The sequence below is a fragment of the Streptomyces sp. NPDC091416 genome (genome assembly GCF_044756845.1).
GTDB lineage: Bacteria > Actinomycetota > Actinomycetes > Streptomycetales > Streptomycetaceae > Streptomyces.
Genome location: NZ_JBIVTU010000030.1, coordinates 21,849 through 37,944, shown reverse-complemented (window position 1 = coordinate 37,944; position 16,096 = coordinate 21,849). Strand labels below are relative to the sequence as shown.

Annotated in this window: 6 protein-coding genes and 1 pseudogene; 5 read left to right on the top strand and 2 right to left on the bottom strand. The window is 67.5% G+C overall.

The window, feature by feature from the left end:
- The first annotated feature begins 623 nt into the window (after nt 1-623).
- From ACIQMX_RS40995 to ACIQMX_RS40985, 3 genes and pseudogenes are all read left to right on the top strand, one after another.
- Nucleotides 624-2,138 (top strand): restriction endonuclease, encoded by a 1,515-nt coding sequence (locus ACIQMX_RS40995; protein WP_402486427.1) that lies wholly within the window; start codon nt 624-626, stop codon nt 2,136-2,138.
- A gap of 129 nt (nt 2,139-2,267) precedes the next feature.
- Nucleotides 2,268-3,062, top strand: coding sequence for a hypothetical protein (locus ACIQMX_RS40990; RefSeq protein WP_402486424.1), 795 nt, complete (start codon nt 2,268-2,270; stop codon nt 3,060-3,062).
- Nucleotides 3,063-3,631: 569 nt separating this feature from the next.
- A pseudogene (locus tag ACIQMX_RS40985) lies at nt 3,632-4,234 on the top strand (DNA helicase); the annotation flags it as partial.
- A 250-nt stretch (nt 4,235-4,484) separates the two neighbouring features.
- Here the strand turns inward: ACIQMX_RS40985 and ACIQMX_RS40980 are convergent.
- A complete protein-coding gene (locus tag ACIQMX_RS40980; protein WP_402486421.1) occupies nt 4,485-6,482 on the bottom strand; it encodes a hypothetical protein in 1,998 nt (665 codons plus the stop codon).
- A gap of 332 nt (nt 6,483-6,814) precedes the next feature.
- On the opposite strand from ACIQMX_RS40980, the gene ACIQMX_RS40975 reads away from it, so the two are divergent.
- The gene (locus ACIQMX_RS40975; protein ID WP_402486418.1) at nt 6,815-10,096 is read left to right on the top strand and encodes a hypothetical protein; all 3,282 of its coding nucleotides are present in this window, start codon (nt 6,815-6,817) and stop codon (nt 10,094-10,096) included.
- Nucleotides 10,097-10,465: 369 nt separating this feature from the next.
- Here the strand turns inward: ACIQMX_RS40975 and ACIQMX_RS40970 are convergent, their stop codons facing one another.
- A complete protein-coding gene (locus ACIQMX_RS40970) occupies nt 10,466-11,323 on the bottom strand; it encodes a hypothetical protein (protein ID WP_402486415.1) in 858 nt (285 codons plus the stop codon).
- 157 nt (nt 11,324-11,480) lie between these two features.
- On the opposite strand from ACIQMX_RS40970, the gene ACIQMX_RS40965 reads away from it, so the two are divergent.
- Nucleotides 11,481-15,935, top strand: a complete 4,455-nt coding sequence (locus ACIQMX_RS40965; protein WP_402486430.1) for an AAA family ATPase — start codon at nt 11,481-11,483, stop codon at nt 15,933-15,935.
- The last annotated feature ends 161 nt before the right edge of the window (nt 15,936-16,096 follow it).

Here is a 16,096-nt window from a genome sequence, read left to right as displayed (position 1 = left end):
CAAGCGAACCCCGAACGCCTGACCGGCGACGATGCCCCAACGTCACACCATCGAGCGATGACAAGACCGGCGGAACGCCACATCCCGCACTCTCACAGCTGCGGCCGGAATGGCCCCGCGGGCAACTGTCGTGCAGGGCGGAGGCGAACCTGACGCCACTGCCCCGGCATCGGCTCGGTAGGTGGAGGGGCCCTGGGCGTTCTCCCTCACCCATCGCAACTCGGCGCTGACGCTCTAGCTGCTCCTTCTCGCGCGCGACGGCCCAGTCGGCGGCTGCCAGGAGCCGGTTCGGTTGAAGGCCTTGGTCGCCACGGCGATGCTGTCGCAGTTGGGGATGCTGCCGTGCACGATGCCGTTGCGGCACAACTCGTGGATGGGTTCCTCCTGGGTGACGCTGCGGCCCTTGGTGCGAGTGTTTCGCCGACTGTGCCGGGACCAGTTCGCTGCGTGCGCCCTACGGCAGGGGTACGACCGATCCGGCTCACTCGCAGCGCGGACAGCAGGTCCGCTACACGGAAAGCCGTCATGTTGCGCATGAGTCAGGCCATGGAGCCGGTCCAGGGGTTGCCGGGCTTCGCGTGTGGGCAGTTCTTGTGCTTTGACGTGGAGTGGGGGGCCGGTGAATGGCGCGCAGGAAGTCGTTGGCGGCGCAGGTGTTGCAGGTGTACCAGCAGCGTCAGAAGGCGAAAGCTGCCGCTGCCAAGCGGGCTGAGGCGGAGGTGGCGCGTCAGGCCCGGGCGGCGGAGCGCGATGCGGCCGAGTGGGCCAGGGAGAACGCCCGCAGGGAGCGTGAGGCGGGGCAGGCGTGGTCCCGTGTCCAGAAGGAGAAGCAGGCGCAGCAGAGTGCCGACTCGCGCAGGGCTGAGCAGATCGTGCGTGATCTTGAGAAGCGGGATGCGGCACGGGCGAAGGAGTTGGAGCAGAAGCGGCGTGCCGAGGCACGCGAGCAGGCCGCAGCCGATCGGCGTGCGAAGCAGGAGGCCGTCGAGGGGATGCGGCGGGAAGCCGCTGCGCGGACGGCCGAAGTGGAGGAGCGGCTGAGCGTTCTTGCCTCGGTTCTGCGTTCACGTCCTGCTGGGTTGCACCAGCTGCGGTTGGAGGCGGAGCGATCCTTCGGCCAGGGTGATCTTGAGGGGTTCGCGGTCGGTGTGGAGGAGGCGCTCGGATCTGTCGACTATGCGCAGGGGCTCGGTGGGGCGCGGCGGGTGGCGTTCGCCCCGGAGTCGAGGGAGCTGGTGGTAGAGGTCGAGCTGCCGGGGCAAGCGGTGGTTCCTTCGGTCACGCAGTACCGGTTCAAGGCGTCCGCTCCCCCGGCGGTGGTTCCGCAGCCGCGGAAGGAGGCCGAGTGCAGGACTCTGTACCGGGATCTGGTGGCGCGGCTCGCTCTGCGGGCCATCGATGAGGCTTTCGCTGTGACTCCGCCGGCGCTGGTGGACGGGGTCGCGTTCAACGGGAAGGTGCGTGCCAAGGACAGGGCCACTGGGAAGGCGATCGAGCCGTGTCTGGTCAGCGTGCGGGTCAGCCGGAAGAGCTTCGCGGAGCTGGTCCTGGACGAACCCGAGCTCGATCCGGTCGCCAGCCTGCATCATCTCAACGCGATCGTCTCCCAGCACCCGTATGACCTTGAGCCGGTAAGGCCTGTCGTCACTTTCGATCTGTCCCGGTACAAGATCGCCCCGGAGCGGGATGTTGTCGCCGGCCTCGACAGCAGGCCCGACCTTGTCGCGATGGACCCGATCGATTTCGAGCACTTGATCCGGCGGCTGTTCGAGAAAATCGGGCTGAAGTCGTGGGTGACTCAGGCATCGCGGGACGACGGCATCGACGCGGTCGCAGTCAACGAGGAGCCGCTCATCGGTGGGCTGTGCATCATCCAGGCCAAACGCACCAAGAACGTCGTGTCCGCCGAGACGGTGCGGTCGGTAGCGGGAGTTGTGAACGACAAGGGCGCGTCGAAAGGCATCGTGGTCACCACTGCATGGTTCGGCAGAGCTAGCTGGGACTTCGCTCCACGCAACCGGGTCGAGCTCATCGACGGCCGTCATCTCAAGGCGCTGCTCCTGGAGCACCTCGGCATTGATGCTCTCATCGGGCTGCCCAAGCTCCCGCCTAACTGGCAAACGCGAGATGTGAGCTGACGCGAGCGGGGGTGGTTAGTGGGACGGCGATGGCTCTTCGACTGCGGCTCACAGGGACTGGCCGCCGGAGGGCTGGTTCAGGACGGCCATGCCGCGGGGAATGGCCCTGCGGTCTCGGAGGGGGATTTCATGGGCGAGGCCCGAAAGTACACGTCGGGGACGCATGCGGCGTTGATGTCGCTGTGCCGTGGCTTTTGCTACTGGCCTGGATGTGAAGAGCCGGTCACCAGGTTCGTCGACGGGGAGCACATCCTCAACCTGGAGATCGCGCACATCCGGGCGGTCAGCTCGGGTGGTAAGCGGTTCGACCCGGAGTTCTCGCTGGACGAGAAGAACGCGTTCTCGAATCTGCTGCTGCTGTGCAAAGTCCATCATGTCCGGGTAGACGGCCACGGCAGCGAGCAGTACGCGGTGGAACTGCTGGAAACGTGGAAGGAACAGCGGGAGAGTGAGGGGATGGCTCCGCTGTTGGAGCTGCGGGGGCTGACGGAAGAGCGGCTGCGGGAGCTTGTGTCGGAGTCGTTTGCCTCGTTCCAGGACGAGACTCGCGTGGCTTTGGAGGAGCTCGCGCGGATCGCTCCTGAGGCTGCCGCGACGCTGCAAGTCCTGGTGGAGGAGCTTCGTGATCCGCGGATTCACGGGTTCGGAATCGATCCCGATACGGCGTCGTGGCTGCGGTCCGCTTCCGATGGCCTGGGACATCTGCAGGACACCGCTCCCTTGCTGTGGAGGGTCGCCCGTGATCTGGGGCACCTGCAGGACAGTGCGTCCATGCTGCACTCTGCGGCAGACAGCTTGCGCGGGACGGCCGACACCGCACGGGCGTTGCAGGACGGAGCCAGTCAGCTCATGAACGCAGAGGGGCTCATCATGCAGCTGAAGCAGGCTGCCGCAGAGCTCCGAAGGGCCAGAGGCGGATGCTGACCTCCATCGTCGTGTGCGGGTGAGACAGCCGGCACCGCCCCTCGGGCTCGCCAGCCGCTGCCTGCTCCCGCATGGCGATGCTCCGTGCCCCGGATCTGGTGAGAACGGCTATCAGCTGCCTTCGATGACGTCCTCGAAGGTGAGGTGCCACTGCGACCCCTCGTCCACCAACTGCTCAATCTCTCGGGGACCTTGTACAGCGCCTCCAGGACCAGACCCCACGCCCCGGTCACGCAGTTCCTCCGGTACCTCGTCTTCGATCTTCTCCGCGAGCCTGCCGATCTCGAACCGGGCATCCTCACTCTGTGCCCGTGGCCGGCGCGGTCATCGCCTCCCACACGGACCGGCCTATCCCGGCCGCCACCCGGCCTATGCCGCCGAACACAGAACCGACGTCCATGGCCGCTCAGCTCATTCTGGCCAGGGCTTTGGCGGGAGACGGGACCGGGCTGGCGTGGCGGCTCTACTCGCCGTCTACGGGCTGTTAGGGGAGCCGGTCCCATGACTGGAAGGGCTCGGTGCCGGGAGGAATGCGGTTGGTGCGGACAGCGAAGCGAGGCGTGCTCAGCCTCAACCGGCCGGACGCAGTGCTGTGCCGCACCAACAGCGGCGCCATGGCCAACGTCATGCGACTGCTGTCGGCCGGCCACCGTGTCGCCCTCACGCGGGGAAAGCAGCAGTTGGCCGCACTGGCCCTCGCCGCCCGCGACCTCAAAGGCGGCTGCCGCACCTCACACCCCGAACTCGTCCTCTTCAACTCCTGGGGCGAACTACAGAACTACGCCGCACACGACCCCGCTGGCCGCGACGTCCAACCCTTGGTCGACCTCATCGACACCCACGGCCCCAACGCCATCCTCGCCGCCGTCGACCAGCTCACCGACGAACAGCAGGCCGGCGTGACCGTCTCCACGGCCCACACCGCCAAAAGCCGCGAATGGCCCACCATCCGAATCACCGACGACTTCCCTCCGCCCAAGGACACCGACCAACACGACGCCCAAGGGCGCCCCGTTCCGGCACCCGTCAACGACACCGACGCCCGCCTCGCCTACGTCGCCGTCACCCGCGCCCGCGCCCGCGCCCGCCACCAACTCGACCTCGGCGACCTCTCCTGGATCAACACCCACCCCACCGCCCCGAGCTCGCCCTTGCCTCCCGGACACGCCTGACATCGAAAAGCAGCCCAAGTGGGGCGACTGCACACGCCATTGCTTGTTCCGAATGTCCGAACGCCCCTCGCCGACTGGCTTACGCGTCTGGCACCCTGAGGAGGCGGGCGGGTGCCCGATCCCATGTGCTGTTGGTGACGGACCCTATGCCGCATCGACGTCTTCGAAGAAGGAGATTGTCGGCACGAGGCAGACTTAAGCGTGGCTACCGCAACTGAAGCAACGGTTGATTCGGGGCGTCCGCCATGTCCTACGCGTCCTCGTCCGGAGCCTTCGCGAGCTGGGCCAGTACAGAAGCCGCGTAGCCGAGCCAGGTGTGCCGGGGCAGACGTCCGCGTGCGCCGAGTGCGATCTCTTTATCATCGGCCCATCCACGTACGGCGCCCTCGGGAATGAGGCTGTCGTCGCCGAGGAAACTCTCCATGCCGACAGCGTGGAGCTGGTAGGAAGCCAGGACTCGAGCGTCCAAGGGGCCATTTTCCCTGACCTCGATTCCCGCCTTCCGCGCCCATTGGCGAGCCGCGTTGGTCAACGCCCGATCTACCCGGCCTCGCGGGACCGCACGGGACGCATCTTGCCGGCATCCGCAACTCTTGGTGTTCCCGCGAGTAACCTCGGCCTGCGGAAGCCCGGTGACGACCGTCTTGCACCTGCACTGGTAGTCCCGCAATGATCCGGCTCGCTTCTTCGGATTGGCGTATGGGGGGCCTATCGGTGTCAGCCAGCTGTCCGCAGGTGGCTCGGTGGCCTTCAGTTGCCGTGGTTCTGCGGGCACTTTCGAGGCCTTGGGAAACTGGCGGGGGCGGTATGGCATCCCTAGCAGAGCCTTCTCCATATCGGCCGCCGCTGTCTCCGTGCCATTCTCCAGGTAGCTGGCGAGGCCGGGCAGGGGGTGCAGGCCAAGCTGGTGAACGCGCAGCAGGACTGCGGCGGCTACCTTCCACGCGCTCCAGCCTGAGCCGACAACGACATCGTGAGGTCCAACCGGGTCAAGGTCTTCGCGGACCCGGATCACCGTCTGGCCGGCGGCGGCCAGACGCTCGGTCTTCAGGCGGTCGTCGGCTGCGCGGTCGCGCCAGGCCTCAGGGCCGTGGGTCTTCCAGCCGTCGAACTCCACAACGAATTGCAATGCCTCTTCCCACATGTCGACCCGCACGCCGCGGTACCGCTTGCCGGGCGCTGGGTCGAGTGGAATCGGCGCCTCGAGCTCCAAGGCGGGCAGGTGGGTACGCAGCTCGTGGTAAAGCGCCACCGCCTTGGCGGAGACGTTCTTGCTGCACTTCAGACAGCCGGACCGCAGCGCCTTCGCGGTGCGGCGGTTGGGCGGCGCCGGCCAGTCCCCATGCACCCCTTGTGAGGACATACAGCGCCACGTCACCTCCATCTTGGACCCGACGGGGGTGTTGTGCGCGTTCCTGCCCGCCGGGCCACGCACCCATTGCTCCGCGAGCTCCGGATACCACGCAGCCAGGCTGTTGGAGGCGTCGGCTTGGTCAGAATTGCAGACCGGGCAGCCGTTGATCCCCGCCGCTTTCCCGTTCCTGATCCGCAGGCCGGTGCGGCTCTTGGGGGGCTGCTTCCAAATATGGGTCGCCCAATACCATTCTCCGGTTCCAGGCCGAACGGCAGGAACCTGATGCCACCAGGTCACCGGCTTGTTGCTGCCGTAGCTGAGCTCCTCTGGCACACCAGAGTCGGGGTGGAGCTCAGCGGCCAGCGCGGAAATGGCGGCCACAGATCGCTCGAGGGCGGGTCGCTCTCCTGGCCGCGGCGCCGCGCCAGAGCACTTTCGGCACATGCTGGGCCGGTCAGTGCGGCTGCGGTCCTTCGGCGGAGCCATCCACGATCCGTGTCCCGGTTCCACAGTGCAGCGCCATCTTCTGTCGGTTGCATCCCGTACGCCTACGCGCGTGGCATCCACCGTGTCCGCATACTGGTTCTTCAGCACCATGACGTTGGCCACCGACAGCTCGCGTGGATCAGGGGCAGCCTGCATGTCAGTGAGGATGTTGTCCCGGAGCTCCCGGTTGACAGCGTTCTGCTTGTCGATCTTCGCGCGTACCTGTTCCAGCGAAGCGGCGACCTCAGCACGCCACTGCTGCGTGAGCTCCTGCCAGAACTTCTTCTGACGCTCGTACTGATCTGCGCGGCACAGACCGACGAGCGGCTCCGGAAGAATCAGCGCCCCCGTGCGTGGCGGCTCAACAGCTGAAGTAGCCCTCGCTTTCAGCGAGGAGGCAGCAGTCATGCGCCGATGATGGCGTACAGCACTGACAGCACCCCTCCTTGGCTGCCCCTGTTCCACCGGCATCTGAGCACGAGCGTGAGCGTGGCGTGCGGTCGGCGTACTCAGCAGCCAGCCCGCTGCGGTCGGGGCATCGCAGCAGACTCCAGCGCATTTGCGGGGCGGGAGCAGTAAGTTGAGTAGCCTGACGGCGTTTCGCGGAACATCTTCGCAATCCGCCGAGAGCACTGGTGGGAGGCCGCAGAGGGGAACCTTCCATGGATCCTGTGGGGAGAGTAGTGCCGAGGGGGATCAGTGTCGGTGGCGGCGACGATGCCGCCCTCGGGTCAGGCGGCGTGGACCAGGCTAAGACACTGCTGGGGCTGTCGCCCTTGACGGTCACGGCGCCTTTGTTGCTTCGTACTCATGACCTGTCTTGGGAGGCTCTGGAGCACCTCGTGGTGGCGTTGGCGGTCCAGGCCGACCATGCTCTGGAGGCCCGGCCCTTCGGACGCGGCGGCCAGGCCCAGGACGGCGTCGACGTGGTGGCGTTCTTCTCTTCGCAGCCCGCCGCAGTGTACCAGGCCAAGAGGTATGAGAAGTTCGCCGCCTCCGATCTCCGCAGAGCTGTGCTTGCGTATGCCAGTGGAAGCCGACCCTTCGGTGCACGGCGTCTGGTGATCGTCACCACGGCGGATGTGCGGGATACGAAGGTCGACCTGGAGCTGACGCGGCTACGCGAGCAGCATCGGGATCTGGTGATCGAGCTGTGGGGTCGGCAGCAGTTGTCCGACATGCTGTTCGCGTTGCCGGACCTAGTGCGGCGGTTCTTCGGCGAGGAAACGATGCGTGTGTTCTGCCGGCCGTTGCCTGGCCGGGAGGCGCAGTCCGAAATCAGCGGTGCAACGGGCGGACGAGTGCTGGAGGACTACCTGGCCCACCTCGGCTCGTATTTGAGCGAGGGTTTGCATGAGCTGGTGGCGCTGACGCTGGAGGACGAAGACGGGTCAGAAAGGTTGTCGTCGACGGAGTTGGCGGCCTGGCTGCGTCCCGGGCGTCATGTCCAGGTGGCAGGCAGCTCGGGAACGGGCAAGAGTCATACCCTGGCCCACGCCGCCCTAGGGCTGGCGCAGGCCGGCTGGCTGCCCATCCTGTTGCGAGCGGGCGTATACGGAGGGAGGTTGGAGGACAGCCTCGACGAGAGTGTGGCTGCGTTCACCCTGCAGACGGCGGACTCCCTGGTACGGGCCGCCCGGTTGGAGAGGCTTCCAGTCGTCTTGCTTGTGGATGCGATCAACGAATGTCCCGTTCGGTCTCAGGATCGGCTGATGCAGCAGGTCAGTTCGTGGTGTCTCCGCACTGAGGCAACGGTGGTGTCCAGCAGCCACGAATTCATACACCTGACCGTGGCGATCAGTGGTGCACGGCTAAGGACGGTCGATCCGGACCCGCAGCAGCGTGAAGCGCTCTTGCGGTCCTACGGGGTACGTCCCGAGGACGAAAGGAGCGTCGAGGGCGAGTGCGAGGCGTTCAGCACTGTTTTTGAGCTGTCCCTGGCAGCGCAGCTGACACAGCGTCTGCCGGCAAATGCGGGCCGAGCCGCCCTCCTGGACGCCTACATAGGTGAGCAGCTGCAGCAGGCGTCGCAGCCGACGGCTCTGCGGCAGGTGCTGCATCACTGGGCCATGCTGATGGACGAGCGGCTGACGGGATGGTTGCCGATGGCGGAAGCACAGCGCAGCGCCGCCCAGCTACTGATTGCGCTCGGTGCCTCCGTGGGCGTAGTGGACGAGGCGTTGAGGTCGCCTGTGGTGCAGGTCCGGCATCAGCGGGTCGAGTTCCCGCATGAGTGGAACGCCCAGCTGCTCGCCGCCGAGTCCCTCGTGTGGTCCTGTACAGGCGGCACGGAGCTGGCCAGTGAGCTGCGGCAGCCGCATCGCCGCGAGCTGGCTGTCTGGGCCGTTCCGCTGCACAGCGACCCGGACATGGTGCGTGGCCTACTGCAGGGACTGTCCGACAAGGATGTGCTCGTCGAGACGCTGCGCGGGCGATTGGGGGCGGTGGCCGACGAGGTGGCTTTGGCAGAGGCCCGGCGCTGCCTGGAGACGGCTGTCGAGTCGATGGCTGTCAGCACGATCACGTGCACCTCAGATTTGAGGTATGTCAGTGAGCCGAGCCGCGGCTGGAGCGGATATGAGCAGGCGATGTTCGCTGCCATCGGCGAGACCGCCCGCGATGGGCGCCTGCTGGAGCCCTTGGCCCGACTCATGCGTGAGACCGACCAGGCTTTCCGGCGCGGCACGGGGTGGGTCCCGACAGGCTCTCGCGTGGCGGGGCTGATCAGCGCGTCTTTGAATGGACCGATCCTGTCTACCGGCGGTACACGACTGCCTGCCGCTGTGGTCACACATGCGGCTAGGCTGGCCTGGCCGAGGGAAGGGCACGCCCGCCACCAGCCGGCAGGAGCAGCGGATCTTCAGAGATGGGTCGCCTCTCTGGGAGCCGATGACATCGGGCTGACCATGCTGCTGTGTATCTTGCTGCGCGGGACGGACGATGCTGAAACAGCTGCACTTGCGCCAGCGCTGTTCAGCCGCGCTTGGGCCACCGTCGCCAACCATCTGAGGTTCGCAGGCCTCGACCTGCTCAACAGCGTCCGCGCCACCTCGGACGAAGCCACCGAGGCCCAGGTCATCGAGCTGCTGAACGGCGTGCACACCGATGACGTGTTCGTCTCCACCATGCTCGTCGATGCTTTGCACGGCTACGGTCAGCTCACCTCGCCCTATGCGGTCGACGCCATCGGCGAGGAAATCGCCCTTCTCCTTGCCAGTCCTGAGCAGCCCGACGCTCATGCCCGCGCCAAAAGGATCGTGGAGAGCCAGTTCGAGGAAGTCATTGCCGCGCCGTTCATCGAAGCGATCGACGCCCTTGAGCCGGCCGCACGCCGCGCACTGCTAGTCCTCGCGGTACGTGAAGGCGACGCCAGCCTCTTCACGGACGTCGTCCTCAAGGAGCTCGTACGCGCGAAGGACCCGGTCGCACTGCCGGCGCTGCAGTACTGGGCCTCCCACCTGGACAATGGACCCTTCATGCACGATGCCATCAGCAGCCACCTACTCGGCATCGAAGGGTGCGCCGCCCACCTGGCTATCCCTCCACCGATCCTGGACGACCACCAAGGCGCCGACGCATGGCGCTGCTACGGTCAGATCCTGTTCTGGCTCCACCGCCCCGGCCTCAGCACAGATGACCAAAATGTGCGCTGCACACCACTGTGGGAGCAGCTCACCACTTCTCTCCTGGACGCCGCCGTTGACCCCTACCAGCAGTTCCAGTACGCCGCCATGTTCGCCCAGGACCTCCGCACGAGCGCGCTCGGCCGCATCATCGACGCTTTCCCCGACCAGGCCCGCACAGTTCTGCACCATGGCCTGAGCGCTCCGGATCGCCTGACCTCGCTCTTCCCGCATCCCCAAGTCAACGACCGCACCGCCACCGTGATGGGTCTGCTCGCCCGCGTGGGAGATCGCTCTTCCCTCCCTCTGCTCGCCGCCTACCGCGACCACACCGTCCTCGGTGGTACGGCCGCAGACACCATCCGGCACATCAACAACCGCACCACCATGGAAACGTGACGTGCCGCGCCGCGCCGGGCCTCATGTCGGACGTAACTGCCGTTTTTATGGCCCTATGACGGTCTTCATGAGGTGGGATGGGTTTTCGTCAGTCCACTGACATCCTCCATGCGACGATCAGCAAGTGACAATCCCCCGCAGACCATCACACGCCTCCCGGGTGATGGTCTTCTTCCACGGCATAGAGGTGAAGCCCGGCGAGTGCATCTACGTAACCGGGCGTCGGCGCCGGATCGGCCCACAAGCGTATGGGCGCGACGGCTGGAGAACCTGCATGCAGTGGCCCTGCGATCGACTGCTGAAAGAACGTGGCGGTCGCCTGGTGGTCTGGCCGCGATGCCGGGTAGAGGGCTGCGGAGTGCGGCTGGCTCACGGGGCGCCGCTTTTGACGATGAGGTCGGCGAGCGGCTGCTTCTCGAGATAGCGCAGGGCAGTGTGAGGATCGGTGACGCCGTTGCGCACGGGTTCGTCGCGGACGGCCGGAGCAACGGCCGCCAGTCCGCTCTGGGCGACGATGTCACCGGCAGCGTAAAGGTTCAACCATTCGATTCCGGCGGGCAGTTGGAGGGCGGCGTCCTGGCCCAGGGAATGACAGATGGTGGGCCAGGCCAGAGGGGAGCCGCAGGTGACGAGGGTGGTCAGGCCGTCGGGGCCCGGGCCGGTGTCGTCGCGGGTGAGCATGTCGAAGGCGATGACGCTGCCCAGGGAGTGCGCGATGACCAGGCGAGGCCCAGGGCGGTGCAGTTCGGTGCGGACCTCAGCGCGGATGCGCTCACCGATGTCGTGGTGCAGGTAGCGGTAGACCTGGCGGACGAAGCCCAGTAGGCGCCGACCCATGTCACGGCCGATCTTGTGGTCGACGGCGACGACGGCCTGGGCGATGGGGCGGGGGATGTAGGGGATGCCCAGGCCGAGGGTTTCGGTCTCGAGCTGTTCGGGATCGAGGGCGGGTGGGGCGTACAGGGCGAGGCTGTCGAGGACGAATGCCTCTTCCTGGTCGGTGAAGGGCTCGGTGTCGTCGACGAGCGGGGTGGCGTCCTGTGCGCCCAGGCGTTTACTCGGGGTGCGGAAGAGGTTGCCGTAGTAGGCCACCTTGAGCGGTGGGATGGGGCAGGCGGGCCCGTGGTGGGTACGCAGGCCCTTGGTCAGGGCGCCAGCCCAGTCGGCCGAGAGTTTCACGGCGTTGGTGTTGCCCTGCCAGATGCCGTGGATACCGACAATGTGCACGCTGATCTTTCCCCCCGGGCCTGCTTCCCCGCGAGGTGCGGGGCTGGTGGCTGCCGGGATCCTATCCGGCCGTAGACGGCAGCTGCGTAGCGGTTGGTATCTGGCTGGTGGTTAGAGTACTGGGCAACGTGTGCGTGAGGGGGCGTAGTTGAACGGGGTGGCGCCGTGGCCTCGGCGGCTTGTGGTCGTTGCGGTCGACGAGTACTTCACCGAGGATGAGGCCTTCACCGCGGGGATCCAGCAGCAGGTGGAGACGATCACCGGCTGGCTGGCCGATCCCGCGATGGACGCGGGGCGGCGGTTCGTGCTCGCGCAGCCCAAGGAGCTGACGCAGCCAGAGGATTTGCGGCTGTTTTTGACCGAGCAGGAACTCGCGCAGGCGCAGTGGGACCAGGCGCTGGTCGTCTACATCACCGGGCACGGCCTGCGGGGCCAGTCTCGGCGCCATTACCTGACCTTCGGTCACACCTCCCCCGTCCGACTGCTGGGCACCGCGTTTCCCACCAGCGAGCTGATCACGCAGGTCATGGACAGCGAGGCAGAGCACGTGCTGGTGCTCGTCGACTCGTGCTTCGCCGGCAGCCTCAAGAACGAACTAGGCATGCTCTTCGAGGAGTTGTGCGCGCAGCGGCGGGCCCTGAAGACCCTAGCTGTGATCACCAGCGGTGATTTCGAGCAGGAGCCACACCGGGGCGAGTTCACGTTGCTGCTGAAGCTGGCGCTGGACAAGGCCAGGGATGAGTCGGCCGGCTTCACCGCGCCACATCTGTCGTTCGAGGAATGGGAGAAGCTCCTCAACACGGTCGGGGATGAGAACCCCGGCCTGCTGCGGGCACTGTGGGTGTGGCCGGATTCGCGCCGCGACGAGCCGAGCCTGTGCCTGCCCAACCCGCACTATCAGCCGAAGGAACAGGTGGTGCAGGCCTCCCGGCAGCCAGTGTCGCTGTCGGCATCCACCCTGGAGCAGTACTGGCTGGCCCGGGCCTCGGGCCGTACCGATGACAATGATCCGGGCTGGTATTTCAGCGGGCGTCACACGCTGATGCAGGCCCTGGTGGAGTTCGTCCATGACGGGGCGGGGGTGCTGGTGGTGACCGGAGCGGCCGGCTCGGGCAAGTCGGCACTGCTGGCCCGGCTGGTCACCCTGAGCGATCCGCTTTTTATCTCCCGATTCGCGGACATGGTAGAGACGGTTCCCGCACCGATGCGGCCGCGGCAGGGTGCGGTGGACGCGGCCGTGCTGGCGCGGGGGAAGTCATCCCTGGCATTAATCGAGGACCTGCTGGCCGCCCTCGGCGCCGATGGCGCAGGGGGCGGCCCTCCCCTGCAGGCGCTGCTGGACCGGGTGGCCGCGGCCTGCGCCGATGTGCTGGAGCCGCTGACCCTCGTCGTCGACGGACTGGATGAGGCGCAGGAGCCCACCGCGTGCCTGTCCGATGTGATCGCCCCGCTAGCCCGGCTGCGTGCCGCGGACGGAGACCCGGTGGTGCGGCTGGTGCTGGGGATGCGAAGTTCGGCCCAGGACGTCGAGGGCGGCAAGCTGCAGGATGCAGCGGCCGACCAGCTGCTGGGCTTCCTGCACACCGAGCTGCAGGCGGGGATGGGCGAGAGCAGCGTGCCGCTGGCCCTGCTGCGCACGGACGCTACCCAGACCGCCAACGACATCACCGCCTACGTGGAGATGGTGCTGCAGGCGAACGAGGACAGCCCGTATGCCGACCATGGCTCGGCGGCGGCCGAGGTGGCGGCGGTGGTCGCGCAGGCGGTGAAGCCGTCGTTCCTCGACGCCCGGCTGGCCGCCGCCCAGCTCAGGTCCGCATCCGTCCGGCAGGACGTGCACGATCCTCTCTGGCGCGATCGCTTGCTAGCCGGAACGACCGCGTTGTTCGGCAGCGACCTGCGGCAGGTAGCCGAGGACCAGGACATCAGCTTGCGGCTGCTGTTGGGGGTGCTGCGGGCCGCCGCCTTTGCCCAGGGCGCGGGGCTACCGTGGGCGGAGGTGTGGCCGGCGGTGGCTGCCGCGGTCCTCGGCTCGGCTGCTCCGCCCGCCGACGAGGTCGATGCGGTGATCCGCACGGTGCGGCACAGCCGCCTGGTCGGCTATCTCACCACCGGTGAGGAGGACGGCCGGGTCACCTACCGGCCCGCTCACCAGCGGGTGACCGAGGTACTCCTGGCCGAGCCCGGCTTGCTGGCCGTGGATCCCATTGCGGGCATTCCTGCGGCATGGGCTGCCGAGATGGCAGACACGCAGCCCGTGGAGCAGGTCCACCGTGCCATCGCCGAGGCCTGCGCCCGCCTGGCCGAGCAGGGCGGCCGCCTGCCACCGCATCCCTATGTGCGCCGCCACACGGTGGCCCACGCCGCCCTGGGCCGCACGCTGGACGATTCGATCATGCCGGTGGAACTGGCGGTCTGGGAGAGCTCGGGGTCGCTGCGCGGACGCCTGGGCCTGCCACTGCCGGTGGGCGACCCCCAGCGCCGGGTGCTCACATCGGCTGGGCTGATCGAGCCCTACCTGGATGAGTCGGTGGATACCCCGTCCCGCTTCAGCAGCATCTCCTTCCATCTGACAACACACGCCGAGGAAGTGGAGGAGGGCAAGGATCTGCTGCCGGCATCGCCGGTTTCCGCTCGCTCCTTCGGCCTGCGGCTGCGCACCCAGTGGGGGCGCTGGCAGGCGCGCACCAACGTGGTGGCGTCCCCCGTGGGCCGGGTGCACGCCCTATGCTCGCTGGCGACGGTGGACGGCCGCCAACTGCTCGCCACCAGCACCCGTTACGGCATCGACGTCTGGGACAGCACGACTGGCCAGCAGCTCACCCACATCAACACCGGTGTGGCCCATAGCCTGGCGGTCGCGAAGGGGACCAGCGGGCGTCCCTTCCTGGTGACGGCCGGACCCCGCAGCGCGGCAGTGTTCGATCCGCTTTCGGGCCGCCAGCTGGCGAACCTGGAACTGCCCAGTGTGCGCACGGTGGTGGTGGCACAGGATGGTGCCGACCGATGGACGATGGTCGTGGCCAGCGCGCGGGACGAGCTGACCCTCTGGAAGCCGTCGGAGGACGTGGTCCAGTCGGTCCGCCTGCCTGACGATCTCCGCCTCCCGGACCGGCTGACCTGGATCCGTGACCCGCAGGGCCGGGGCTACCACCTGTGCAAACGGCACCGCGCCGGATGGGTGCTGTTCAACCCCCTGACCGGCGACATCCGGCCCCTACACCTGCCGTTTTCCGCAGTCCGGTCCATGGCGGCCGTACGGGGGCCGTCCGGAGGCGATCTGCTGGCCGTGCTGCGCGACGGCCGGGACGAGCCAATCTGGCTGTTCAACCCCTTCCAGATCGCCCCCCGCCAGGGGGAACTCTTCGCAACCGACTCTGTCCAGGCAGGCGAGGTGGTGGGGCGGTTGCCCGTTCAGGGCCAGCGGATCGTGGCGTTGGCCGCTCCCGGCGGCGCCAGCGTGGCAGGCGTCGTGACGGATGACGCCATCGTCGAGGTTTGGGATGTATCCCGGTCTCGGCCGCGGCATGTGGGAACATACCCGGCGCACCCGCGAGCGATGTTCGCCGGCGTACCCAGCCCAGGTAAGGCCTGGAAGGTTGCCGTCACCGGTGACGAGGGCGTCCAACTGCACGGCCCCCAGCCTGCGGTGCAGTGGGGCCCGAGCCCATCCCCCTCTTCACGGCCCCGCCCGGCACGCAGGCCGTGGCGGGCCCTGCAGGCATCGCACATGATGACCGCACTGCCGTCCGCGAAGGGCCCGCAACGGCTGGCCGTCCCCACTGGCTCCAACGTGGAGATCCTGGACGCCGCCACCGGGCAGTGTCTCGACCTCTACGAGCATTCCTCCCCGGTGACCTTCCTGGAAGCGGTACCCGACCAGGACGGTTCAGCCTCCGTAGCCGTGGGCGACAGGACGGGCATCCATCTGTGGAACACCGGAGGCAATGTCGCCCGGCCGCTCGTGAGCGGCTCGTTCGAGCAGGCCCGCTGCGTGGTCGTGCGACTTCCGGATGGGCAACCTGCTCTTGTGGTAGCCGCCCCCCGCCGCGGGGTGACTGTCGTGGACGTCACCGGCCAGGAAAGAGCACTACCCGGCAACGGGATGGGGGTCAGCGCACTGCTGGCGCTGCCCTCCCCCGCCGGCCGCTGCCTGGTGGCGGCAACGGTGCGCTCCCGGCTACTGGTGTGGGACGTGCCCAGTGGCGAACTCGTCGAAGAACGCACGCTGCCCTACCGCAACATGATCACTGTCCTGTGCCTCGTCCCCCTGTCCAGGGACCGCGTCGCGGTGGCCATCGCCACGCCCCATGCGATCGCATTCTGGGATCCGCAGGGGTGGAGCCCGATGAGCCGTATCGATATCGACACCCCGTACACCGCTGTGATGACCGCACTCCCCCAACCCTCTGGGTCCTGGCTGCTGGCCGCCGGCAACGGCACCGGCATGCGGCTGTGGGACCCCCTCACAGGACGCCTCATGCATTGCCTGCTCACCGCGGCACCGATCACCAACATCGTGCACACCGCCGACGACACGCAGCGTGTGCACATCGCCGGGCCGGCTGGGCTTGCCACCCTGGGCTGGCCGCTTGGGGCAGAGTCGTCGTGAGAGGGGCCAGCCACCCGCGGTGATCCCCGCCGCCAGCCGGTTGCGGTCTCGGCCGCGAGCTGCTGCACGCCCCGGACGCTGGCCCGCTCAACGAACGGCCACCGACGACGAATTGCAACCGAGCCCAGGGATCGCGGCGCGCTGCTACCTGGGAACGCTGA

Excerpts from the sequence above, each read along its gene's own strand:
- ACIQMX_RS40990 (WP_402486424.1), top strand. The coding sequence starts at position 2,268 with ATGGGCGAGGCCCGAAAGTACACGTCGGGGACGCATGCGGCGTTGATG.
- ACIQMX_RS40995 (WP_402486427.1), top strand. The coding sequence starts at position 624 with ATGGCGCGCAGGAAGTCGTTGGCGGCGCAGGTGTTGCAGGTGTACCAG.
- ACIQMX_RS40980 (WP_402486421.1), bottom strand. The coding sequence starts at position 6,482 with ATGACTGCTGCCTCCTCGCTGAAAGCGAGGGCTACTTCAGCTGTTGAG.